General features: G+C 58.4%; 19 protein-coding genes and 1 pseudogene. 13 read left to right on the top strand and 7 right to left on the bottom strand.

Features of this window, described 5'->3' with window-relative positions; all coding sequences use genetic code 11:
* The first annotated feature begins 49 nt into the window (after positions 1 to 49).
* The gene (locus FJ948_RS20790; RefSeq protein ID WP_140707655.1) at positions 50 to 1,666 is read left to right on the top strand and encodes a hypothetical protein; all 1,617 of its coding nucleotides are present in this window, start codon (positions 50 to 52) and stop codon (positions 1,664 to 1,666) included.
* A gap of 29 nt (positions 1,667 to 1,695) precedes the next feature.
* Here the strand turns inward: FJ948_RS20790 and wecB are convergent, their stop codons facing one another.
* Genes wecB through FJ948_RS20765 form a run of 5 tightly spaced genes read right to left on the bottom strand, consistent with a single transcriptional unit; the run spans position 1,696 to position 8,025 of the window.
* On the bottom strand, positions 1,696 to 2,820 hold the full coding sequence (gene wecB, locus FJ948_RS20785; RefSeq protein WP_281405368.1) for a UDP-N-acetylglucosamine 2-epimerase (non-hydrolyzing): 1,125 nt from the start codon (positions 2,818 to 2,820) through the stop codon (positions 1,696 to 1,698).
* On the bottom strand, positions 2,813 to 3,823 hold the full coding sequence (locus FJ948_RS20780) for a polysaccharide biosynthesis protein (RefSeq protein WP_140707653.1): 1,011 nt from the start codon (positions 3,821 to 3,823) through the stop codon (positions 2,813 to 2,815). Before FJ948_RS20780 ends, wecB begins: the two co-directional genes overlap by 8 nt.
* Before the next feature lie 16 nt (positions 3,824 to 3,839).
* The gene (locus FJ948_RS20775; protein ID WP_140707651.1) at positions 3,840 to 4,712 is read right to left on the bottom strand and encodes an SDR family oxidoreductase; all 873 of its coding nucleotides are present in this window, start codon (positions 4,710 to 4,712) and stop codon (positions 3,840 to 3,842) included.
* Between the two features lie 17 nt (positions 4,713 to 4,729).
* Positions 4,730 to 6,028, bottom strand: a complete 1,299-nt coding sequence (locus tag FJ948_RS20770) for a glycosyltransferase family 4 protein (protein ID WP_140707649.1) — start codon at positions 6,026 to 6,028, stop codon at positions 4,730 to 4,732.
* Positions 6,025 to 8,025: a nucleoside-diphosphate sugar epimerase/dehydratase gene (locus FJ948_RS20765; RefSeq protein ID WP_140707646.1), complete on the bottom strand. Its 2,001-nt coding sequence runs from the start codon at positions 8,023 to 8,025 to the stop codon at positions 6,025 to 6,027. The genes FJ948_RS20770 and FJ948_RS20765 overlap by 4 nt, the downstream gene beginning before the upstream one ends.
* Before the next feature lie 592 nt (positions 8,026 to 8,617).
* Here FJ948_RS20765 and FJ948_RS20760 point away from each other — a divergent pair.
* The 6 genes from FJ948_RS20760 (at position 8,618) to FJ948_RS20735 (ending at position 13,856) form a co-directional block, all read left to right on the top strand.
* Positions 8,618 to 8,821, top strand: coding sequence for a hypothetical protein (locus FJ948_RS20760; RefSeq protein WP_140707644.1), 204 nt, complete (start codon positions 8,618 to 8,620; stop codon positions 8,819 to 8,821).
* A gap of 247 nt (positions 8,822 to 9,068) precedes the next feature.
* Positions 9,069 to 10,124 (top strand): sn-glycerol-3-phosphate ABC transporter ATP-binding protein UgpC, encoded by a 1,056-nt coding sequence (ugpC, locus tag FJ948_RS20755; RefSeq protein ID WP_140707642.1) that lies wholly within the window; start codon positions 9,069 to 9,071, stop codon positions 10,122 to 10,124.
* Positions 10,125 to 10,164: 40 nt separating this feature from the next.
* Positions 10,165 to 11,493: an ABC transporter substrate-binding protein gene (locus FJ948_RS20750; protein WP_140707640.1), complete on the top strand. Its 1,329-nt coding sequence runs from the start codon at positions 10,165 to 10,167 to the stop codon at positions 11,491 to 11,493.
* A gap of 189 nt (positions 11,494 to 11,682) precedes the next feature.
* Entirely contained in the window at positions 11,683 to 12,621 is a 939-nt protein-coding gene (locus FJ948_RS20745; protein WP_140707638.1) for a sugar ABC transporter permease, read from the top strand.
* A gap of 1 nt (position 12,622) precedes the next feature.
* Positions 12,623 to 13,519 (top strand): carbohydrate ABC transporter permease, encoded by an 897-nt coding sequence (locus tag FJ948_RS20740; RefSeq protein ID WP_140707636.1) that lies wholly within the window; start codon positions 12,623 to 12,625, stop codon positions 13,517 to 13,519.
* Positions 13,520 to 13,592: 73 nt separating this feature from the next.
* Positions 13,593 to 13,856 (top strand): hypothetical protein, encoded by a 264-nt coding sequence (locus FJ948_RS20735; RefSeq protein WP_140707634.1) that lies wholly within the window; start codon positions 13,593 to 13,595, stop codon positions 13,854 to 13,856.
* A gap of 195 nt (positions 13,857 to 14,051) precedes the next feature.
* Here FJ948_RS20735 and FJ948_RS20730 read toward each other — a convergent pair whose 3' ends face one another.
* Complete coding sequence (locus FJ948_RS20730; protein ID WP_181173743.1) at positions 14,052 to 14,765, bottom strand: Crp/Fnr family transcriptional regulator; 714 nt, start codon at positions 14,763 to 14,765, stop codon at positions 14,052 to 14,054.
* Positions 14,766 to 14,992: 227 nt separating this feature from the next.
* Between FJ948_RS20730 and FJ948_RS20725 the strand changes: the two genes are divergently transcribed.
* The 4 genes from FJ948_RS20725 to FJ948_RS20710 all read left to right on the top strand — a co-directional run bounded on the left by FJ948_RS20725 (position 14,993) and on the right by FJ948_RS20710 (position 19,968).
* Positions 14,993 to 16,348: a substrate-binding protein gene (locus FJ948_RS20725; RefSeq protein WP_140707630.1), complete on the top strand. Its 1,356-nt coding sequence runs from the start codon at positions 14,993 to 14,995 to the stop codon at positions 16,346 to 16,348.
* 187 nt (positions 16,349 to 16,535) lie between these two features.
* A complete protein-coding gene (locus tag FJ948_RS20720) occupies positions 16,536 to 17,411 on the top strand; it encodes a branched-chain amino acid ABC transporter permease (RefSeq protein ID WP_140707628.1) in 876 nt (291 codons plus the stop codon).
* Between the two features lie 11 nt (positions 17,412 to 17,422).
* On the top strand, positions 17,423 to 19,273 hold the full coding sequence (locus FJ948_RS20715; protein ID WP_140707626.1) for a branched-chain amino acid ABC transporter ATP-binding protein/permease: 1,851 nt from the start codon (positions 17,423 to 17,425) through the stop codon (positions 19,271 to 19,273).
* Positions 19,270 to 19,968: an ABC transporter ATP-binding protein gene (locus FJ948_RS20710; protein WP_140707624.1), complete on the top strand. Its 699-nt coding sequence runs from the start codon at positions 19,270 to 19,272 to the stop codon at positions 19,966 to 19,968. The genes FJ948_RS20715 and FJ948_RS20710 overlap by 4 nt, the downstream gene beginning before the upstream one ends.
* A 415-nt stretch (positions 19,969 to 20,383) precedes the next feature.
* Here the strand turns inward: FJ948_RS20710 and FJ948_RS20705 are convergent, their stop codons facing one another.
* The gene (locus tag FJ948_RS20705; RefSeq protein WP_140707622.1) at positions 20,384 to 21,583 is read right to left on the bottom strand and encodes a cation:proton antiporter; all 1,200 of its coding nucleotides are present in this window, start codon (positions 21,581 to 21,583) and stop codon (positions 20,384 to 20,386) included.
* Positions 21,584 to 22,070: 487 nt separating this feature from the next.
* Between FJ948_RS20705 and FJ948_RS20700 the strand changes: the two are divergent.
* Together FJ948_RS20700 and FJ948_RS31015 are read left to right on the top strand one after the other, a co-directional pair.
* Positions 22,071 to 22,571 (top strand): annotated as a pseudogene (locus tag FJ948_RS20700) (gluconate 2-dehydrogenase subunit 3 family protein); the annotation flags it as partial.
* Positions 22,546 to 22,980: a hypothetical protein gene (locus tag FJ948_RS31015; RefSeq protein WP_348643004.1), complete on the top strand. Its 435-nt coding sequence runs from the start codon at positions 22,546 to 22,548 to the stop codon at positions 22,978 to 22,980. The pseudogene FJ948_RS20700 and the gene FJ948_RS31015, both read left to right, overlap by 26 nt.
* Positions 22,981 to 23,029: the final 49 nt, after the last annotated feature.

The raw sequence follows: 23,029 nt of genomic DNA, 5'->3' as shown, positions 1-23,029 counted from the left end.
GTATAAATGGTAACTCACCTTTTTTTGGCGTATAGGCGCTATAACTGAGATGATCTCCACAGATTCCGAAGCCCGATCGAAGGGTTTTTTAGACCTCGCGCCATTTGTGGGGGCTGTGTTGGCCTTGCCGACCGGCGCAGCACTCCTGGTTGCCTACCCTGGTGCATCGCCTTTGGCTCTCCTGTGTTTTTACGCTTCCGGCTGCATTGCCGTAGCACTCTCGCTTGTATATCCGTCCTCCTTCTTCGTTTTCTTTTTATCCTCCTTCCTTTTCGTGGGGTTTATCGCCAAGGCGGTCGCTAACCTCGTGTTTGACGTGAAGCTGATCGAGCCGATCAGCGGATTCACATCGGAATGGGACCAAGCGCTGCTGTTCGCGGCAAGCGGTCTGTTCGGTGTTTGTTTGGCAAATATCGTCGCTGGATTTTACCCCTCCTTCCGCAACACTCTGAGGGCATCTGGCCCCCCACGTCTCGCCCACTTCGTTCTCGGGGCGCTTGCGCTTCTGACAATTGTCTCAGTCGCGCTGTATTGGGGCAATTACTCGTTTCATATTATTCGAATCGGGTTTCCACTTGGAGTTCCGATGGATGGCCGCATCTATGCAGTCGCGGCTTTTGTAATCTCATGGGGTGCCCTCTTGGGCGGGCTAACGGCTGTGCTCTGGCTGATAGAGCTTCGGGGATGGCCATATGCAGCGCTTATTTACATGGCTACGTTGCTAGGTGCGCTGGCTTCTCTTTCAATGGGAAGCCGAATCCAACTCCTTCTCTATGTCTTGGCAGCGTGTGCAGTTGTTATGCTGCGGCACAGGCAAGTGCAGAGCTGGATTGCTGTTACGATCGCGATGGGTCTAGCCGCCCTGGTTTTCGCGGGGTCGCTGGCAGTCGTTAGTTTCGAACGGGCATTCGACTTCTCATTAAACGCGCCTCCAATAGCCACGCCTTCGGTACAACACACCCCCCAGACTGCTTCCGATCCAATGCAACTGCCGGCCCCCGCCATGAACAACGAAGCTTCAAACAGTCCGGGCCAGTCCAAACCAGACACCAACTCGTCGGCGATCGCTGCTCCTCCATCAGCGACCATCACGTCGCCTGCCCCCGAAGCACCATCTTTAGCCGACAAGGTTGAAACAGTGACACGTGACCGTTTTGCTCTTGAAGGTCTGTTCCGCCAACTCCGAAACCTGGCAATCATGCGGTGGGTCGGAATGGAGGGCGTCATGACAGCGGCCGCAAACTCCAACCAGCTCAGCACCGATCTCTTTTTCAAGGTGCTGTCGGAAGATCCTGCAGAAGGCTCTCACGCGATCTACCAAAAAATGTCTGGTGATCGCTACGGCAACGTGGAGTACTACACCTTCCTAACTCTGCCAGGCCCCGTCGGCATAGCCAGCCTTTCCGGTTCCCTGCCGGTTGTAGCTGCCTTCATGTTTGCCCTGACTTTAGTGGGCCATTCAATAGAGTGGGTGGCATCGCGCGCAACCCAGAACATCGCCACCGCCGCGGTGGCGGGGGTCTCGTTAGCTTATCTCACAGTTCAAATGGGATTCCCGTGGACTTTGCTGATTTACGCTATCGAGCTGGTCCTTTCAGTCCTCTTCCTCGGCGCGATTTGGTGGTTAACGAAAGGGCTGACGGCAAGAGGCGTGCGGGCTGGGTAGGCGGCAAGCGGCATTTATTGCGCCGCTTCCTACTGCTTTCTCCAGGTCCGCCTATTCACGAAATCGGTATAGCTTAGGACAATTCGCACCACCTTCTCGGACACGTTGACCGGGCGATAGTCGCTTGGCAGATGAAGCAATCTGTCCACGCCGTGCGGTTGGCCTTCAAGAATTTTAAGGCCATCAAGCACGCGTTCGAGTTCTAGCCCCACCATCATCACCGAAGCTTCTTCGAACCCTTCGGGACGTTCATGGGTCTCGCGTAAATTTAAAGCAGGGAAGTTGAGGATCGCGCTCTCTTCCGTGATTGTCCCGCTGTCAGACAGCACCGCTCGGGCGGAACTCTGAAGTTTCACATAGTCGAGAAAGCCGAAAGGCTTCTCGAACTGCACATTCGGGTTGCTTTGGGCCGCGAGAGCATCCAAGCGCTTTCGGGGCCGGGGGGGGGTCGATACAATCACGGGCACCTCGTACCTTTCAGCGATCCCGTTGATGATATCGAGTAATTTTTTCAATCGGTCAGGCGCATCAACATTCTCTTCACGGTGTGCGCTGACGACAAAGAATTTCCCCTCGGAAAGCCCAAGGAGCTTCAGCACATCCGACGCATCGATTGCGCCGCGATAGTACTCAAGCACCTCGCGCATTGGGCTACCCGTCACTATTATCTGATCGGGTGGCAAGCCTTCCCGGAGCAGGTAGTCGCGAGCAATCTGGCTGTAAGCGAGGTTGATGTCGGACGTATGATCGACGATCCGGCGGTTTATCTCCTCCGGCACACGGAAATCGAAGCAGCGATTCCCAGCTTCCATGTGAAAGATAGGTATCTTGCGTCTCTTTGCTGGTATGGCCGCCAGGCAGCTATTCGTGTCTCCCAGAACCAACACCGCATCTGGGCGATGTGTTTCGAAAGCTCCGTCGGCCGATATGATCACCTGCCCAATTGTTTCGGCCGCAGATTTTCCCGCAGCATCGAGGAAAACGTCAGGCGAACGGATCCCAAGTTCCGAGAAGAAAATCTCGTTTAGCTCATAGTCGAAATTTTGCCCCGTGTGCACCAGGGTGTGCTCAAAGTTTTCATCGAACTTGGCGATGACCCGGGACAGCCGTATGATCTCAGGTCGGGTGCCGACGATTGTCATCACCTTAAGCACGGGCGGCCTCTTTGATCAGGTTAAGGCGCATCAGGAGCTCTTTGACTTCCGGGATGCCGAGTCGAACCGTGTTGTGAGACGTGTAGTCTTCGAGTTCTGAAACCTCCCGCTCCCCCTCTACAAAATACTTGTCATAGTTTAGATCCCTAGAGTCCGCCGGAATTCGATAGTAATTTCCGAGGTCCTCGGCGCGAACCATTTCCTCGCGAGATACCAATGATTCAAACAGCTTTTCGCCGTGCCGGGTACCAATAATTTTGATTGGGTTGTGACGGCCGAGCAGCTCACGCATCGCTTCTGCCAAAACTCCAACCGTCGATGCCGGCGCCTTTTGAACGAAAATATCGCCCGGTTGCGCGTGCTCGAATGCATACAGGACCAAATCCACGGATTCATCTAGGGACATGAGGAACCGCGTCATGTTGGGGTCGGTCACCGTCAACGGCTGGCCATGCAAAAGCTGATCGAGAAAGAGCGGGATCACCGAGCCCCGTGAAGCCATGACGTTGCCATAACGAGTCGCGCAGACCACTGTCTTCACGGACTCGCTTAGGCGTGATTTGGCGATCATCACCTTTTCCATAAGTGCTTTGGACATGCCCATCGCGTTTACTGGGTACACCGCCTTGTCCGTGCTAAGAACGACGCACCGCTGAACACCGTGGCTGATCGCTGCACGCAGCACATTTTCCGCCCCAAGCACGTTAGTCTTAATCGCTTCCATGGGATAAAATTCGCAAGACGGAACTTGCTTTAACGCTGCGGCATGGAAAATGTAGTGGGATCCGCGAACAGCATCATCAACTGCGCGATAATCCCGAACGTCGCCAATATAAAACTTTAGGCGGTCATCCCGCAAAAGAATGCGCATATCCTCTTGCTTCTTCTCGTCACGACTGAAAATCCTGATTTCTGCAAAATCGCTCTGCAATAGCCTGGAGAGAACAGCATTCCCGAACGACCCAGTGCCTCCCGTTATGAGAAGCGTTTTATTGGAAAACATTGGTTTGACTCTTTAATTAGCCGAAATCACGCATTGCACGAACGAGATCAGGCCACTTCGGTGGGTCGTAGCCGGTAGCTTGGCGAAAGCGCGACGAATCCAGTGATCGATCGATAGTCAGTTCGTGGTCGGGCTCAATCCGAATCTCTTTCCTGTAGCTTTCCGCGACCATCGTGAGGAGATCGTATTTGCTGATTGGCTCGGCCGACACGTGATAGAGCCCCCTGAGGGAAGGGTTTGGAAGTACGAAGTCGCGAATGACCCGGGCTAGCTCGGCCGTAGGCAAACCGGAAAAGATTGCCCGCTTGAAGCCCTTGACACTCCCGTTTTGACGCAAAAACCAGTCGATCAAGCTATGGGAGCTGTTCAACTCCCGACCGATGATCGAAGTGCGCAAGGTTATCGCGTTCTCGTAGTCGACCTCACCAAGCAACTTGCTCCTTCCGTAGAGATCATGTGCATTGGGGCGAGCGATCTCATTGTAATTGCCTTGCGCGCCATCGAAGACGCAGTCGGTGCTTATGTGAATGAGTCGGGCGTTCGCGATGCGGCAGAGACGTGCTAGTCTATGCGGCAATATCGAGTTGATGGGGATTGCGGCAAGGGGATCGTTTGCTGACGAAAGTTGTTTGACGACGCCTATGCAATTTATGACGACATCGGGCGCCACCTCAGCAAAAAGTTTGGCGAGTGCGTCGGCGTTCTCCGCGTCGGTTAGACTGATCAAATTTCCGCGCACTTGCTCCGAAAATAGCTGGTGATGTGATGACGAACGGGTTGAACCGAAAGTGAGGTATTGAGGGCTGCCCGAGAACACTCTGAAAACCGCGTTGCCCAGCATGCCGGTGGCGCCGAGCACTAGCAGGTTGTTCCGAGTGTGACTTTTCATTGTTCAATCTTCCTACGTCACCGGCGGGTACGCCCGTGCCTGGCAAGGGCGTTTCGAAAATGGTTGATAAGTTCCCGTGCCAAGGGCGCGGGCGCGAAATGCGAATTGAAGTACTCTCGCCCCGCCTTCCCCATGCGATCCCTCGACTCTTGAGACATGTTCTTTAGGCCCGTTATGGCGTCGGCCAGACGCACTGGATCTTCTGCGGGAGTCGTTATCCCAGCGCTGGCTTCTCGAATAATATCTGCAGCTTCGCCATCTATACAGGCGATGATCGGGCGCCCCGCCGCAAGATAACTGGGAATTTTGCTTGGAATGGTTAGGCTGAGGGCGGACGACCGTTTCAGGGTCACGAGGAGTGCCGATGATTGTTCGAAGATTTTCGGCATTACCTCAGGTGGAAATCGCCCGGCTAACATCACATTCGTCAACCGCCGGCGCTCGATTTGTTGTCGAAGCCACTCGGATCGGCTGCCGCTGCCCACAAGGATGATTCGTATCTCGGAATCGTGGATGAAGCTTGCTGCGTCTAACACGGTTTCCAAGGCTTGAGCTGTTCCCAAGTTGCCGGCGAACACGACGTTGAAGCCCGCAGGGAGTTTTAGTGACGAACTCTCGTGGGAAACGTTTTCGCCGAGCAACATGTCACCCGGGTTTGGATGATAGGCGATCGGCACACTGTCACCAACGACTAGTCTAATTTGTTCGATAAAGCCGCGAGACTGCGTCAACAGAAGGTCGGCTCGCCTGTAAATGAAAAGTGTCAGCCGTCCGACCGCTGCCAGCGCCCATCCGTTCTTGATGAATCCCGTCTCCTCGAGACTCTCTGGCCACAAATCTTGCACCCAAATGACATGAGCGGCGCCTTTGATGTGCCGGAAAACGGCGCCCACTAGGCCCTGCAGTATGGGTGAGATCGCGTACACAAAAACGACATCATATCGCTTCGACCTTGTTAGGTATGGGCCAAGCATTCCTCCCAGGACAACGAAGGAAAAGTAATTGAAGATTCGCCGGGTTCCTCCGCCGCCACCACGAGGCACCACCGGCACCCGATGAATCGCATACCCTGAAGGATGCCATTCGGTTCCAAAGTTGAAAGCGCTGTATCCGCCGAAAACCTTGCCGGCCGGGTAGTTTGGCTGACCAGATAGGACCTCGACATCGCAACCTTCTAGCCGCAGCGACTCAACAACCTCGTTAATTCTGAAGCTCTCGGGCCAAAAGTGCTGACTGATTACGAGCACCCGCAATCTCTCACCGGCTAAGTCACCGTCTTCCAGGCTGTCCTCCGGTGCCGGGCTAATGAGATTCATTGCTGTAGAGCGCGCGCTCTGCCCATAGTCGTGAGAATATCGGCCCCCAGCATAAACTCAGGCACCGTCGACTGGAGAAGCCTTAGCGCGCCTTCGACATCCTGCGCATCAATCATGCGCTGCATCTCATCAAAGATGCGCACGATTACGGCGCGCTTAATTGATCGTGCTGACGCGGCCAGCACCCCCGGCGATGTGGTGCCGCTCAGCGGCTCGTTCAGATCGAACAGCTCCTCGTAGAGCTTCTCTCCGGGACGCAACCCAGTGTACACGATCTGAATGTCCTTATCGGGCCGTCGTCCTGAGAGCCGGATAAGATTGCGCGCGAGGTCGACGATCTTAACGGGGGAACCCATGTCCAGAACAAAAATTCGGCCCCGCTCTTTGGCCTCGTCCGCATCATGAGCCGCTGCCTGCAGGACCAAAAGGCACGCTTCAGGGATGGTCATGAAGAAGCGAACTATGTCCGGATGAGTTACCGTCACGGGGCCTCCGGTTTTTATCTGCTGCTCGAAAAGAGGAACTACTGAGCCGGCCGATCCCAAGACGTTTCCAAACCGGACCGTCGTAAATCGCGTGGTGCACGTAGTCTGGTCGATGTCCATCGCCTGGCAATACATCTCCGCCATGCGTTTCGTGGCTCCCATAACGTTTGCCGGGTTAACGGCTTTGTCTGTCGACACCATGATCATCTTCGAGACCCTAGAGCGGAGCGCCGCGTCGGCTACATTCCGGGTGCCAATCACATTGGTGAAAATGCCTTCGATTGGTTGAGCCTCAACCATAGGAACGTGCTTCAGAGCAGCTGCGTGGAAGATCAGATTCGGCGCATAGGTTTCCACCACGTTGCTAATCGCGTCCCTCTCACGGACGTTGCAAAGCACGGCATGGATGGATGCGCCTGGGCGCACCTGGGTCATCTCGGACTTGATGCAGTAGAGCGCGTATTCGTTGGCGTCCACCAGAACGAGGTTCATCGGGTTCAATTCGGCAACCTGCCTCGCCAACTCTGACCCTATTGAACCGCCGGCTCCAGTGATCATCACATTTCTGCCGACAACCATCGAGGCAATTCTGCCCCTGTCTAATCTCACGGGCGCACGCTGGAGAAGATCCTCCAGTTTTATGGGTCTAAGTTCGATCTTCGCATCAATGCCTTTCATATCGAGAAGATTTGGGATCGTCGCCAACTCAACCTTGTGCTGCGCCGCCACGTCCACCAGTTCTTCCAGACTAGCGTATCGTTGGTACTCCTCACGTGACCGAGTCAGGATTATCGCGTCGGCTCGGCGCCCCCGCGCCTCGAACCGGTCCAATATTTGAGGGAGTTTGTCTAGCGAACCTATTACCGGAACGCCCCGGATGGCTCTTCCTGTTCGACGGCCGCGCTCGTCAACAACTGCAAGCACCTCGACAGCTGCGCCTTCTCTCTCTTTGGTCGTCCTTATGAATGCCTCCGCATTGTCGGTCGCTCCGATTAAGAGGACTTTTTTGCCACCGCCTTGGGCTGCCTTGCCTCTGCTAACATCATGTCTATTTCGATATGCCCGATATGCGGCGCGAGGCCCGGCCAAAAGCACGATGGTGAAAGCCCATGCGATGATGATCGAGGAACGCGGAATTGAGTTCAGCCGTGCAACCAGGAATTCGGCAACCGTAAAAATCGCGAGAGATGCGGTCGCTACGCCCGCAATCGCTAAAAAATCAGATAACGACGCATAGCGCCAGATGCCGCGATTTAGTCCAAGGAAGAAGCCCGTAATGCTCACGATGAATCCGAAGAGCGTTGAGGCAGCGAGGTACATCCACAAGTTCTGTGAAAGGCCTCCCATGTCCAACCGCAATGCGAACGACAGGAGCAGTGCGATTGCCCCCATTAAGCCATCGTGGACGAGAGCCAAGCCTCGCAATGTTATCACGCGAGAAATGACTTGGGCAGTGTTACGGCGGATGCCGGTACGAGGGACTGCGGGATGTTCTGGTTCGATGGATGGCACTTAAACCTCGAACGTTTGACGATTCTGCTCCTCGGGCAGTGAGGCTGGCGAGGTTGAGGTCTTCTCCCGCAAGCTGTTCGGTAGCATTGGCTCTCGCGTGTACCTCACACTCGGGAGCGCCAGCAGCTTGCAGATCAGTTCCATTTCGAACCAAATTGTCCTGATGCTGTCGAATAGCACACCGAAGTCTGTACCGCAGATGCCTGCATTGTCCAATATTTCTTTCCGCGAGCGCGCTGAAACACCAATGCCAGCGGTGAGCAGCCATTTTGAACGATAGAGTTGAGTGGATTTGGAGCATCTTGACGGCCAAGCTCACCGCAAGTTCGGCAAACGACCTTCGATCTCTACCAGGGGCAGTTGTCGGGTCATGACCTGTGCGGCAGGGATACCGGGGCTGGCGATGGAAGCGCCTCCGGCCGCGACTAGCCCGCATCCAAGCTTCCATCGCGGATTATAGGGCGCAGCATCCTGTCCATTGACGCGTCTCGCCCCAACGGCGGATAGGTTGGTTGCGCTGAATTGGCCCCTGTAAGCGCTCGTCTGGACTCTAGGCAGAAACAATCGCATCCTACCTCGGGGAGCGAGGGGCGTGAACAAATACCGATACGGCAATCGTTCTAACCAATGGCGCAAGCGCACCGGTGCCGGGCACCCGCGCGCACGCAGATGGGCGAGCGTGCCGCTTCGGCTGATCTTTGTCGCGGTGGCAGCGGCCAGTGCATTGGCCGCGCAGACGGCCATGAAGCACAGCTTGCCCGAGCTCAACCTACCGAACCTGACGAGGCACGCATGATGGAACATAAGCTTCCTCAGGTGCTTTCCATGAGGGCCGGCAAACTGACTTAGTTTGCGTGAAGTCGCAGGTGTCGCCGAGCACTTACTGGCAGCAGGGGCATCAGGCTGCGGGAGATGTCCGGCGGTGCTTTACACGCACCGCTGGTAGCGCTACCAGTTCAGATGGAGGACGCGGCAAGACTGGAAGCTGCGTAGTAAAGTGGACGTCTTCCTTGCAGGGCGTCGCATCGCTCGGGAGGAAATCGATGGCATCCGTTGCGATCCGCGATGTCTACAAATCCTTCGGCGCCGCCGAGATTCTGCATGGCGTCGGCATCGACATAGAAGACGGCGAGTTCGTCACGCTGGTCGGCCCGTCGGGCTGTGGGAAGTCGACGCTGTTGCGCATGATTGCGGGCCTCGAAGGCATCACGCGCGGCGAGATCGCCATTGGTGGGCGCATTGTCAATACGGTCGCGCCGAAAGAGCGCGACATTGCCATGGTGTTCCAGAATTACGCGCTTTATCCGCATATGACGGTGCGCGAGAACATGGCGTTCTCCCTGATGTTGAAGCGTGTCTCGAAGCAGGAGAGCGATGCCAAGGTCGAGCGCGCCGCGGAGATTCTCAACCTCACGCCGCTGCTGTCGCGCTATCCCCGGCAGCTTTCGGGCGGGCAGCGGCAGCGCGTGGCCATGGGCCGGGCGATCGTGCGCGACCCGCAGGTGTTTTTGTTTGACGAGCCGCTTTCCAATCTCGATGCCAAGCTGCGCGTTCAGATGCGTGCAGAAATCAAGGAACTGCACCAGCGCCTGAAGACCACCACCGTCTATGTAACTCACGACCAGATCGAGGCGATGACGATGGCCGACAAGATCGTTGTCATGCATGACGGCAATGTGGAGCAGATCGGGCGCCCGCTCGACCTTTATGATCGTCCCGACAATCTTTTCGTAGCGATGTTCATCGGCTCGCCAGCCATGAACATGCTGACAGGGCGCATTGGCGCCGGCGGCTTCGAAGGCAGCGGCGGCATCGCCATGAGTTTGCCGCAGGCGCCAAAAGGGCTGAATAACGGTCCGGTGGTGCTTGGCATCCGGCCAGAGCATCTGCGCCTTTCCGACCAGGGCTTCCCCGTCACCATTTCGGTCGTCGAACCGACCGGGTCGGAGTTGCAGATCATCGGCCGCGCGCCTGGCGGTGAAGAGATCGTCGCGAATTTCCGGGAGCGCCACCCGTTCCAGCCGGGCGACACCGTCAAGCTTGCCGCCGAGCCAAGCCTGATCCATCTCTTTGACGCAGAGACAGGCCGCCGGCTTTGAACATGCCGAGCTCAGCCAATCAAAACAGGAGGAAATGGCAATGAGATTCACCAGACGCGACGTGATACGAACCGGCGCCGGTGCGGCGGCTGCCGGAGCAATCGGCAACCGCCTGCTTGGCACGCCAGCCTTTGCCCAGGATGCGCCGAAATACACACCCGAAAAAGGCGCCAAGCTCAGGCTCCTTCGCTGGTCGCCCTTTGTCCAGGGCGATGAGACCGCCTGGCTGGCGCTGACGAAGAAATTCACCGATGCCACCGGTGTCGAGGTGCGCGTCGACAAGGAGAGCTGGGAGGACATTCGTCCCAAGGCGGCGGTCGCGGCCAATGTCGGCTCGGGCCCCGACCTGATGTTCGTCTGGTTCGACGATCCCTTCCAATATCCCGACAAGCTCCTCGATGTGACGGACCTCGGAGATTATCTGGGCAAGAAGTATGGCGGCTGGCACGAGGGCCCGAAGACCTATGCCACCAAGGACGGCAAGTTCATCGGCTTGCCGCTGGCCACCATAGGCAACGCCATCGTCTACCGCGAGAGCTGGGTCAAGGAGGCCGGTTTCTCCGAGTTCCCGAAAGACACCGACAGCTTCCTCGATTTGTGCAAGGCCGTGCAGGCCAAAGGCCACCCAGCCGGCTTCACCCATGGCCACGGCGTCGGTGACGGCAACAACTACGCTCATTGGCTGTTGTGGAGCCATGGTGGCAAGATGGTCGACGAGAACAGCAAGGTGGTGATCAACAGTCCCGAGACGATGAAGGCGATCGAATATGCTCAGGCGCTCTACAAGACCTTCATCCCCGGCACCGAAAGCTGGCTCGACGTGAACAACAACCGCGCCTTCCTGGCCGGCGAGTTGTCCGTCATCGCCAACGGTATCTCTGCCTATGAAACCGCCAGGATCAACAAGGACAAGGATCCCAAGCTGGCTGAAATGGCCAAGGACATCCGCACCGCTAGCCTGCCGATCGGTCCGATCGGCAAGGCGGTGGAGCTTTATCAGGTGACCTCGGCGGTGATCTTCAACTACACGCCCTATCCGAACGCGGCCAAGGCCTATCTGCAGTTCATGTTCGAGGAACCGCAGATGTCGGAATGGGTCAAGGGCTCTTCCGGCTATTGCTGCCAGACGTTGAAGGCCTACGACGACAATCCGATCTGGAAGGCCGACCCAAACTATGCGCCCTATGCCAAAGCGTCAGCAACGCTGCGCAACAACGGCTACGCAGGGCCACTCGGCTACGCGTCCGCCGCGACGATGGCCGACTACGTGCTGGTCGACATGTTCGCCAAGGCGGTGACTGGTCGGGCGACGCCGCAGGAGGCAATGGAAGAGGCCGAGAAGCGCGCCAACCGGTATTACCGGGTGTAGTTTGGACCACTTTTTCCGTTCGCGGGAGAAGACGCTTGTGATTTTTCGGGTCGGCCCCGGCATGCGTCGCGACGTGCGCCGAAATGCAGGCGCCCATAAGGAGAGAGCGCGGACCAAGGGGTCCGCGCACCAGCAGTCGACGAAAGCGAAAGGACTGCTGCCGCTCGATACTCGCCACAGGAGCCTTTCATGGCCGTGACAACCGCCGACGTCCAACCCCGCCCCTCCTTCTTGTCGCGAGTTGCGGAAAGCCGTGGCCTGCTCAGCTTTGGCTTTATGCTGCCGACAGTGGTGCTGCTGCTGGTCTTTCTGACCTATCCGCTGGGGCTCGGCGTCTGGCTCGGCTTTACGGATGCCCGCATCGGCAGGCCGGGCGTCTTCATCGGCCTGGAGAACTACGAATATCTCTGGGATGACAGCGTGTTCTGGCTGTCCGTGTTCAACACGCTTCTCTACACGGTCAGCGCGTCGATCCTGAAGTTCGCCCTCGGCCTGTGGTTGGCGTTGCTGCTCAATGAGAACCTACCGTTCAAATCCTTTTTCCGCGCCGTGGTGCTTCTTCCTTGGGTGGTGCCAACGGTGCTGTCGGCGATTGCTTTCTGGTGGATCTACGATTCGCAGTTCTCGATCCTCTCCTGGGCCCTCATGCAGATGGGCCTCATCGATCACAACATCAACTTCCTTGGCGATCCGCAAAACGCGCGCGCTTCGGTGATCGCCGCCAATGTCTGGCGTGGCATTCCCTTCGTCGCCATAACGCTGCTTGCCGGCCTGCAGACGATCCCGCAATCGCTTTACGAAGCCGCCACGCTGGACGGCGCGGGTCGCTGGCAGCTGTTTCGCTATGTCACCTTGCCGCTGCTGACGCCGATCATCGCCATCACCATGACTTTTTCGGTTCTGTTCACCTTCACCGATTTCCAGCTCATCTATGTGCTGACGCGCGGCGGCCCGGTGAATGCCACACATCTAATGGCGACGCTTTCATTCCAACGCGGCATTTCGGGCGGGCAACTCGGTGAAGGCGCAGCGATCGCGGTGGCGATGATCCCGTTCCTGCTAGGCGCGATCCTGTTCAGCTATTTCGGCCTGCAGCGGCGCAGATGGCAGCAAGGCGGCGGAGATTGAGATGGCGCTGATCGACCGCAAACCGAGTCCCGCCAGCGGCGACGACGGTGGCATGACCTACCTGCAAAGCATGCCGCGGCGCGTGGTGACCGTCTACCTTCCATTGGCGATCTTCGTTATCGTGCTGCTCTTCCCCTTCTACTGGATGACGATCACCGCAATCAAACCCAACGCGGAAATGACCAGCTACGATACATCGAGCCCGTTCTGGGTGGTTCACCCGACCTTGCAGAACATCCGCTACCTGCTGTTCGAGACCTCCTATCCGGGCTGGCTGCTCAACACCACCATCATCTCGGTCGCCGCTACCGTGCTTTCGCTCATCGCCGCGGTGTTGGCTGCGTATGCGATCGAGCGACTGCGCTTTTCCGGCTCGCGCCAGGTCGGGCTGGCCGTGTTCCTCGCCTATCTCGTCCCGCCATCCATTCTGTTCATTCCGCTGTCGGTGATGGTGTTTAATCTCGGGCTTTATGACACACCCTTCGCCCTGATCCTGACTTATCCGACTTTCCTGGTGCCCTTCTGCACCTGGTTGCTGATGGGCTATTTCCGCTCCATTCCCTTCGAACTGGAGGAGTGCGCCCTCATCGATGGCGCCAGCCGCTGGCAAGTGCTGACCAAGATCGTGCTGCCGCTGTCGGTGCCAGGGCTGATCTCGGCGGGTATCTTCGCCTTCACGCTGTCGTGGAATGAGTTCATCTATGCCCTCACCTTCATCCAGTCGTCCGAGAACAAAACCGTGCCTGTGGGCGTGCTGACCGAGCTCGTCCGCTCCGACGTCTACGAATGGGGTTCGCTGATGGCCGGCGCTCTGATCGGCTCGCTGCCGGTGGTGATCCTTTATTCCTTCTTCGTAGAGCATTATGTGTCGTCAATGACCGGCGCGGTCAAAGAGTAGCCCAGCGCTACGGCACGGCCGGACTGTCGCTGGGACAACGGATCACCAGATCAAGCGCGAAGTGATGCTGTTCATGGACAAAGCCAATCGCAGCCCCGACAAAGAGAAAGGTCGCACTGGCGACAAATGCGTTATCCCTTCAATCTCGGACAAAGCGCTACCGGTCTGGGTTCGGAAGTCCTCCATTACCGACCTCAAGGGCCAGATCACCAGAGATGCAAACTCGATGACAAGCACCTTTGTCGTTGACGTTCACGTTCAGTATTTGGCTGGCGAGCCGAAAGGCTACATCGTTACGGAAGTTCACGACGCCATTCCTGGCGTTCCTGCCGAATAACCGCCCCGTCCCTTCGTATCAAACCGTACGTTGAATCCCTTTGATGCTCGCTTCCGAAAGGCGCAAATTACAACCTTAGCTATTGGGGAGGTAGCTGTGGTTGATAGCCATACCGAGACGGCGCAGGCAGCTATTGAATCCAGCTGCGGCCCACGCGTGTCTACATGGCTGGCGACTTGCCCCGGCAGCCAGCACTTAGCTCAGACGATCCGGCAGGGCGATCGGGGCGAGGCCTAGCGGTTCATACTGGGCTAGGCTTTGCAGAGCGGTGGCGTCCGTCAATTCGATGCGACGTGCGTCGGTCGTAATCAGTCGTTGCACGCGCAACTGCTGCATGACGCGATTGAGATGCGGCACACTCAGCCCGAGGGCGTCGGCCATGATCTCCTGCGAGAACGGGAGATCAAAGCGTGTTTCGGTGGCGCGTCCGACCTGCGAAAGGCGCTCATGAAGTTCGAGCAGGAGGTGGGCCAAGCGCTCTATCGGCCTGCGCCGGCCAATGTTGACGATATGCTCGGCATAGCCTGCTGCTTCCTGCGCGGCAAGCCAACTCAGAACAAGTCCGAATTGCGGTTGCTCGTAGCACAGGAGGATATAGGATTCGAGCGAACAGACCGTGCAGGTCATTTCGGTGAGCGCCACGACGGTATAGGTGGATCGATCGAAAAAGCTGACCGGAAATCCGATGACGTCACCCGGGAGGATGAGCTTGAGGATTTGACGCCTTCCGCTTCGCAGCACCCTGTAGCGAATTGCATATCCGTCTTTGACAAAGCACAAGCTGCGGAAGGGCGAGCCGTGGATGACGAGTTCCTCTCGCTTCCCGACGGTAACGTCTCGCTCGAAGAGGGCTTCAAGACTGGCGAGGTCAGCTGCCCGAAGTTTCATGGCCTGCGTCAGTCTGGCCATCACTGCGTGACCGTTTAGGGGCATTCCACGTCCGCGCGGTGAGAGTTCCATCTGCCGAAGCAATTTGCGGTGGCTTGTTAATCTAGATCATTAATCCAAATCATCCAACCAAAGTTGCATTGACCGAACCTCTCGTGCGGTTGCGAATGCCAATGCGATCCGATTTCTGCCCGAGCCCGGGCAGCAACGAGTGCTCCAGAAGCGCTTGGCCAAGGGAGGAACATGCAATGCAATTCAATGACCATAAATCGGCCGGCCTGTCCCGGCGCACCATGCTGCAGGCCGGCGCCGGCGTTGCCGGCAGCATTATACTGCCAGCTTCATTTCTACGCCCGGCCTTTGCCGCCGACGACAAGCCCGCGCTCGGCACTTGGCCGGTAGGTTCGCAGGGCGACACCGTCTATATCGGCGCTTCTATCCCGCGCACGGGCGCCTATGCGGTACAGGGCGAGGATGAACTCAAGGGCATGCAGCTGGCGATCGAGCACATCAACGAAGGCAACGATCTGCTCAAACAGATCGCGCCTAAGATCGAGAAAGGGGTACTGGGCAAGAAGGTGGAACTGGTCGTCGCCGACTCAGCCGCCAAACCGAACAACGCCGTGCAGGAACAGCAGACTTTCATCAACGACAAGAAGATCGTCGCCATGACGGGCTCCACGTCCTCGGCGGTGGCCGTCGCACTCAACAAATTCGCCCAGCGCGAAAAGATCCTGTACCTCGTGGCCATCTCCGGCTCGAATGACACCACTGGCAAGGACTGCGCGCGTTACTCCTTCCGCCAGTGCGTCTATGGCGAGACGTGCGCGAACGCCATCGGTCCGGTGCTGCTGAAGAATTTCGGAAAGGGCAAGAAGGCCGCGTTCATGACGCCCGACTACACCTACGGCCACACCGTCACCAAATCCGTCAACGACTATCTGACATCGCAGGGCGGCTGGCAGATGGTGACGAACCAGGTGTCGCCGCTCGGAACCCAGGACTTCAGCCAGTATCTTACCAACATTGCCAATTCCGGCGCCGAGTTCATCGTCAACGTCAACTGGGGCCGCGACGCCGTGCTGTCGGTCCAACAGGCCAAGCAGTTCGGCCTGACGCCGAACATGAAGATGGTGATTCCGTACCAAATCCCATTCCTGGCCAAGGAAGTCGGGGCGGAGCTGACTGAAGGCGTGTTTGCGGCCACCGATTTCTGGTGGACGATGGAAGACCAGTACCCCTTGGCCAAGGCTTTCGTCGATGCTTTCCAGAAGAAGTACAATTACCGGCCCGAATGGGGCGCCGAGAACGGCTACATGCAATTCGCTATCTGGGCACGCATGGTCTCGGAAGCAGGAACTTTCTATCCACCGGACGTGATCAAGCAGTACGAGAAGGGCGAGACCTTCCCATCGATGGTCGGCGACGTGAAGTTCCGCGCAGAGGATCACCAGCTCATTCGTCCCGTCGTCATCGTTCGCGGCAAGGCCGCCAAGGACATGAAGAATGAGGAGGATTTCTGGCACGTCGTCGAGATCGTGCCCGGCGAAGGTCTGATGCAGAAGCCCGATGCCTTCGGCTGTCAACTCGGGGACTACACCTGAGGTAGCCTGACGGCTCTTGCGAGCACGAAGCACGGAGAAGGCTGGGCGAGTCGCATCCCTGCAGCAGCGCTAGTGCAAGCCCGCGATCTATTCGTGAAATCCGGACGAACAACGTCTAGGTTGTCAATTGCTCGTCCTGGCAACGACGGCACGGACTATTCCTTAACCTCAGACGGCGGGCGGCAGCGTGATCAACTGGGCCAATTTCATATCGCAATGCTTCAATGGATTGGTGTTGGGAGCGCTCCTGGCCCTTATTTCCTCCGGCCTCACCATTATCTACGGGACGCTCGGCGTGCTCAACTTGGCACATGGCGCGATGTTCATGCTGGGCGGTTATGCCGGTTACGTCGCTTACGATTATACCGGCTCCTATGTCGTCGCGGTGGTCGCCGGTTCGCTTTTTGTCATGCTGGTCGGCCTCCTTATGGAGAAACTCATCATCAGGCATTTCTATTCCCGACCCTATGAGGATCAGCTACTGGTGACCTTCGGCCTGGGCATCGTCTTCGTCGAGGCGGTGCGCTTCTTCTTCGGCGGCCTGTCCAAGTCCGTGCCTCCGCCTGGACCGCTGGTCGGCATCACGCCACTCGGTTTCATGATGTATCCGACATATCGCCTGGCCTTGCTGGCTATCGTCACCGTTGCGCTGCTCGCGCTCTACTTCGTGCTCTACCGCACCCGCATCGGCATGATCGTGCGCGCCGGTATTGAGGACGCTGTAATGGTCAGCTCGCTTGGGATCGACGTCTACAAGATCTTCACGCTGGTGTTCGGCATCGGGGCGATGGCGGCCGGTTTTGCCGGCATTGTAAACGCGCCAGTGGTGTCGATCGCGCCGGACGTCGGGGAGTCGATCCTGGTGCAGACCTTCGTTGTCGTCGTCATCGGCGGCGTAGGGTCGTTCCCAGGCGCCGTGGTTGGCGGCCTGATCGCCGGCGAGATCATCTCCATCACCTCAATGTTCAACCCGGGATACGCCTATGTCATGCTTTTTGTGGCAATGACTCTCGTCCTGGTGCTGCGCCCGTATGGGCTGTTCGGCACGGCGGGCCGTGAGTGACCGGTGTGCCTATGAACAGCAAGAATCCGTTTCTGGTCGAGGTGCTGACGGCGATGGCGCTGGTCGTTGCTCCCTTCGTCCTGCCGCATCTCGGCTTTGCGCCGGCGACCATCAACCGCATTCTGATCTGGGGCTTGTTCGGATTGGGGTTCGACATTCTCTTCGGTTACACCGGGCTCCTTTCTTTCGGCCAGTCCGCTTTTTTCGGCACAGGGGGCATGTTCGCGGCCTACCTGATGACCGGGATGGACTTTCCCCACGTGCTGGCGTCCGTCTGCATCGGTGCCACCGTGGCGGGCGTCGTCGGTTACCTGGTCGGACTGGTCGCGCTGAAGCGAACAGGCATCTATTTCGCGATGATCACGGTGGCGATTTCGGAGGTGTTCTTCTTCGTGGAATTCAATCCGCTGTCGGCCTACACCGGCGGCGAAAATGGCCTGCCCGGCGTGCCGACCCCGAGTTTCAACCTTGGCTTCACCACACTCGAATTCAATACCGATTGGACGATGTATATCTTTCTGGCCATCTGGTATTTCGTTGGCCTGATGATCGCGTTGCGCATCGTGCGCTCGCCCGTCGGGGCGATCCTCTCGGCGATCCGCGACAACCCGCTACGCGCCGCGGCGCTGGGCCACGACATCCACAGCTACAAACATGCCGCTTTCGTAATCGCCGCGGTCTATGCCGGCTTCGCCGGCGGTTTGCTCGGCGTCATGCAAGGCTTCATGCCGCCCGAAGCCTTCATGTTCGACACCTCCGGCCAGCTCGTCATGCAGACCGCAATAGGCGGCGCTGGAACCCTGTTCGGCCCGTTGGTCGGTGCCACGGTGTGGCTCTTTCTGAGCGACTATTTCCAGAACACGCTACATCTTGGCGCGATCTGGAAGCTGGTGCTTGGCATCGTGTTCGTGCTGCTCGTCTGCTTTCTCAGGCGAGGCATCGTTGGCGCTATCATCGACGTCTATGAATTGGGCACAGGGGGGAAAAAAGCCGTGCGGCCGGCTCAGGTGTCAGGCGCAGTCCCCGCGGGCAACCACTCTACCTCCACCTCCCCCGCGGAGCTGATGCCGACAATACACCGCCCCACAGACTCCGCGGCCGGACCGGTCCTTCGGGCCATTGGTTTGAGTAAGCGCTACGGCGGGTTGTTGGCCAACAGCGACATCAATTTCAGCGTTGAGCAAGGTGAGGTGCGGGGCATCATCGGGCCAAATGGAGCCGGCAAGAGCACTTTCTTCAAGATGCTCACCAGAGAGGTGGCGCCGACATCTGGCAGGATCCTGTTCCAGGGCCGTGACATCACCGCTTTGGGCGTAGCGGATGTGTGCCAGCTCGGGCTGGCGAAGAGCTACCAGATCAACCAGCTCTTTGATCGGCTGACGGTTAGGGATAACCTTAGGATCGCCGCCTTGGGCGAGCTTCGCGGCAGATTCAGGCTCGACCTGTTCCGTAACATCGACAAAATCCCAGGTCTCCAAGTGCAGGTCGATCGTACGCTGGCGCTGGTCAGCCTCACGCAGCGGGCCGAGACCCCAGTGTCCGAACTTGCCTATGGCGAGAAACGCCGGCTCGAGATTGGCTTGGCGCTGGCAACCTCGCCCAGCCTGCTGCTGCTGGACGAGCCACTTGCCGGGATGAGCCCACGAGAGCGCATTGAGACGGTTGCGCTGCTGAAGTCGATCGGGCGCGGCCGCACGATGATCATCATCGACCACGACATGGATTCGCTGTTCGAACTGGTCGAAAGGGTGACCGTGCTGCAGGAGGGCCGCGTCCTCGTGGAAGGGACGCCAGAGGAGATCAAGGCCAATGCAAAGGTGCAGGAAGCGTATCTCGGCGGGATCCACGAGGAGGTAGCATGAGCCTGCTCGAGGTCGCCGGGCTGAACAGCTACTACGGCGACAGCCACATTCTATTCGACGTGTCGTTGCGTGTTGAAAAGCACGAGGTGATCGCGCTTCTTGGCAGGAACGGCGCCGGCAAGTCGACGACGCTCAAGAGCCTGATGGGTGTTGTGAGCCCGCGTACGGGCAGTATAAAGCTCGATGGTGAGGAACTGGCCGGCAAGAAGGCACACAGCATAGCTCGACGCGGAATGCAGCTGGTCCACGAGGATCGCCGGATCTTCGGCAGCTTGACCGTTGAAGACAACATCATCCTGGCTGGATTGACCGCCGACAACAGATGGCCGCTCGAGCGCATCTACGAGATGTTCCCACGGCTGAAAGAGCGCCGCGGCAGCCGGGGTACCGATCTTTCGGGCGGCGAACAGCAGATGCTGGCGATCGCCCGCGCTCTTGTTCGCGACCCGAAAATCGTCCTGCTCGACGAGCCATTCGAGGGCCTTGCACCTGTCATCGTACAGAATCTCGTTCGCACCTGCCGCGAGCTGGCCGAGGCCGGCCACACCCTCGTTCTGGTCGAACAGAACCTGGCTGCAACGCTGTCGTTGGCAAAGCGCGTCTACATCATCAACAACGGTCATATCGTCCACGAAGGCCCTGCCGCGGAGATCAAGGCGCAGCCCGACCTCTTGCAACGCTACATTGGTGTTTAGCTGCCGCGATCTGGTCTTCCTGGTCGTCCGCGACCGCAGGCGCGACTGGAATTAGGTCCCGCAACCGGGACCACGCAGCGCCATTGCCCCCGGCAGACCCTCACAAGCAGCCTCTGCGAGCAGCTGCGCAGTAGGGAGAGCTCGTCAGGCCCACACGACATCCGTCGCGCTCGGCGTGACGGATCAGCTTGGGACCGGTCGCTGCGCTGGTTGAACGCGTCACCCTTGATTGTTGTGCTTCACGCTCAACAGGGCGCTGCGCTCGCTTCGCAAAACGGTGCATGGCGGTCTGGTGGACAAGCATGCGCCCGCACGCCCGGTGCAGCCCGGACGCAACCGAGCGGCAACTCTTTTCAGTCCTGGTGACAGCACAGCGCCTTCAACAGCCGAGAACCCCACACCGCCGTCGACTTGTTCACCGGCTGCCCGCGCTTTCGGCGGTCAGACCCATTCGTCTGATGAGCCACGGCATGGTCAAGCCTTGGACAAAGATGGAAAAGGCAACGACTGCGAATGCGACAACGATAATTTGACTGCGCTCGGCGACGTTTTCAGGAAGTGCGAGCGCCAGGGCCAGAGCGAGGGCGCCGCGCAGACCGCCCCAGACCAAAATGTGCTGGTAGCTGGCATCCACCTTCAGGGGCGTCGCAGCAAGGAGGGCACAGAAAGGATAAATGGCCAAGGTCCGACCAACCAGCACGAGGATGACGGCGACCGCCGAGGTGCCTGCGAATATCCCAAACGGCTGATGGGCTTCATGGCCGCCGATCAGGATGAACACGATCGAATTTGCCAGGAAGGCCGCGTACTCCCAGAACGCCAGAACGTGACTTCTGGCATTGGCGGAAATAGCGCCTTTCCAGCCGACGTTGCCGACAATCAAGCCTGCGGTGAGAGTAGCCAGCACGCCCGACATGCCAAGGTCCTCCGCAAGCAGAAACGAACCGTAGGCCGCGATGGTCGTCAGGGTTATTTCAACAAGATGGTCTTCGGTCCGGCCGGCGATCAGAAGGAGCAGAGCTGCCACTGCCGCACCGGAGGCAATCCCACCCGCGACAGTCCACACCAGCGATCCAGCAACGTTCAGGGGCGTCGCCTCGGTGCCTGCCGCGATCGCGGCCAAGATGCCGAAGCCAACTGCGGCTGCGCCGTCGTTGAGCAGACTTTCCGATTCGACAAGCAGAGCCAGGCGGGGTTGAACCTTCATTTCCTTGAAGGCTGCGATGACCGACACCGGATCCGTCGCCGCTATCAGCACGCCGAACAGCCCCGATCCGATCCAAGTCCATCCGAGCAGCAAATGCATGCCAGCCGCAACCACTGCGGCGGCAATTGCGACCCCGGGAAAAGCGAGCAGAATCGTGACCGGCAGGTTGAGGCGAAAATGACGCCATTCAATCGCAAGTGCCGCCTGGAATATCAGCGGCGGCAAAAAGACCGTGAAGATCAAATCCCGACTGAGGGGAAGTTCGACAACGCCGGGCATGAAGCCAAGGGCTATACCTGCCGCAACTAGCCCGACGCTGTAAGGAAGTTGCAGCCGTCTGAAGATCATCGCCACCAAAGAAGCGGTGAGCAGGATCATCCCCAGGGTGAGGATTGGAAGATCGTTCATGGCGGCCTCAGGTAAGGTCTAATCAGGACAACTAGGGCTATGAGGCCCCAGTGGAACCGCCGGTGCGAAGAAGTTCGCGTAGTTTGAAGGGAGATGTGACCAGAGCAGATCCGGATGCGCCCTAGCCGATACGCCGCGCCACTATGTTCCCGATTACAAACGCGTCAGAAGCGGAACATTTCGGGATGAAGAGGGCGCGGATCAAATAAGCCCGCAGCTGCTGGATCTCCGCCATGAAGCCGAACTTGTTGAGCCGCCGTAGGTTTCTCACGGCAGGTGCGACGGTCACAGCATCGGCCACGATTGGGGCGGCTTCGGCGCGAGACGTCAAAGGCGGCGACGGTGACAGGTGGCTGCCACATCAGGCGGACGCGCCAAACCCGCTCGAGGCGGCTGACTATAAATTCTTCACCGCCGATGAGGTCGCCTTTGTCGAGGCCGCGACCGAAAGGCTGATCCCCGATGATCCTCTCGGCCCGGGTGTCGCGCCTGTGGTGTGCCGCTGTTCATCGACCATCAGCTCGCTGGCGCGTATGGGCGCGCCGGCAGCTGGTACATGCAAGGCCCCTGGGACAAGGGCGAGGACACGCAGGGCTACCAATCGCGCATGACGCCTTCGGCGCTCTACCGCGCAGCGATCACTGCGATTGACCAGCATGCAGTCGCTTCGCAAGGGGGTGAGCGTTTCGCGGCACTCCTGTCTGATCTTGAGAAGGGTAAGGTTGATCTCGGCGGCGTCGACGCCAAGACATTCTTTAAAATGCTGTGGCTGAACACCAAGGAGGGCATGTTCAGCGATCCCATCTATGGCGGCAACAAGGACATGGCCGGCTGGAAGATGCTCGGCTTTCCGGGTGCGCGTTACATTATCTCGAGTGGGTCGACCGCCACGGGGACCGCTACGATCAGCCCCCTGTCGGTATTCGCGGCCGGCCCGCTTGGGACAGCAAGGGATAGGCACCGTGGCTCAGAAGCTTCCTTCGGTTGATGTCGTGCTGGTCGGATTCGGCTGGACCGGGGCCATCATGGGACACGAACTGACCGAGGCTGGCCTCGAAGTCCTTGCGATCGAACGTGGCAGTTTGCGGGAAACCAGCACGGATTTTGCCCCAACCTTCATCCAGGACGAGCTGCGCTATCGCTACCGCGGTCATCTGTTCGAACTGACCGCCCAGGAGACGCTGACGTTCCGCAATACGTCCGACCAGAGGGCGCTGCCGATGCGTCGCCTGGGTTCATTCTTACCCGGAACCGGCGTCGGAGGTTCGATCCTACACTGGAATGGTCAGGCCTGGCGCTTCCTGCCTTATGACTTCGAGATCCGCAGCCAGACGATCGCACGCTTTGGCGAAGGCATGGTTCCGCAGGATATGACGCTGCAAGGGCGTCATCTATGACGAGCTCGAGCCGTACTATACCCGGTGGGAAGAACTGTGCGGGATCGCC

The sequence above is a fragment of the Mesorhizobium sp. B2-3-12 genome, assembly GCF_006442205.1.
Classification (GTDB): Bacteria; Pseudomonadota; Alphaproteobacteria; order Rhizobiales; family Rhizobiaceae; genus Mesorhizobium.
The sequence above is the reverse complement of the archived record's forward strand: the minus strand, read 5'-3'. Positions and strand labels throughout refer to the sequence as shown.

Bases quoted from the DNA above. Each gene is read 5' to 3' on its own strand.
- FJ948_RS20790 (WP_140707655.1), top strand. From the start codon at position 50: ATGATCTCCACAGATTCCGAAGCCCGATCGAAGGGTTTTTTAGACCTC.
- FJ948_RS20780 (WP_140707653.1), bottom strand. From the start codon at position 3,823: ATGTTTTCCAATAAAACGCTTCTCATAACGGGAGGCACTGGGTCGTTC.
- FJ948_RS20775 (WP_140707651.1), bottom strand. From the start codon at position 4,712: ATGAAAAGTCACACTCGGAACAACCTGCTAGTGCTCGGCGCCACCGGC.
- FJ948_RS20770 (WP_140707649.1), bottom strand. From the start codon at position 6,028: ATGAATCTCATTAGCCCGGCACCGGAGGACAGCCTGGAAGACGGTGAC.
- ugpC (WP_140707642.1), top strand. From the start codon at position 9,069: ATGGCATCCGTTGCGATCCGCGATGTCTACAAATCCTTCGGCGCCGCC.
- FJ948_RS20750 (WP_140707640.1), top strand. From the start codon at position 10,165: ATGAGATTCACCAGACGCGACGTGATACGAACCGGCGCCGGTGCGGCG.
- FJ948_RS20745 (WP_140707638.1), top strand. From the start codon at position 11,683: ATGGCCGTGACAACCGCCGACGTCCAACCCCGCCCCTCCTTCTTGTCG.
- FJ948_RS20740 (WP_140707636.1), top strand. From the start codon at position 12,623: ATGGCGCTGATCGACCGCAAACCGAGTCCCGCCAGCGGCGACGACGGT.
- FJ948_RS20735 (WP_140707634.1), top strand. From the start codon at position 13,593: ATGGACAAAGCCAATCGCAGCCCCGACAAAGAGAAAGGTCGCACTGGC.
- FJ948_RS20730 (WP_181173743.1), bottom strand. From the start codon at position 14,765: ATGGCCAGACTGACGCAGGCCATGAAACTTCGGGCAGCTGACCTCGCC.
- FJ948_RS20725 (WP_140707630.1), top strand. From the start codon at position 14,993: ATGCAATTCAATGACCATAAATCGGCCGGCCTGTCCCGGCGCACCATG.
- FJ948_RS20715 (WP_140707626.1), top strand. From the start codon at position 17,423: ATGAACAGCAAGAATCCGTTTCTGGTCGAGGTGCTGACGGCGATGGCG.
- FJ948_RS20710 (WP_140707624.1), top strand. From the start codon at position 19,270: ATGAGCCTGCTCGAGGTCGCCGGGCTGAACAGCTACTACGGCGACAGC.
- FJ948_RS20705 (WP_140707622.1), bottom strand. From the start codon at position 21,583: ATGAACGATCTTCCAATCCTCACCCTGGGGATGATCCTGCTCACCGCT.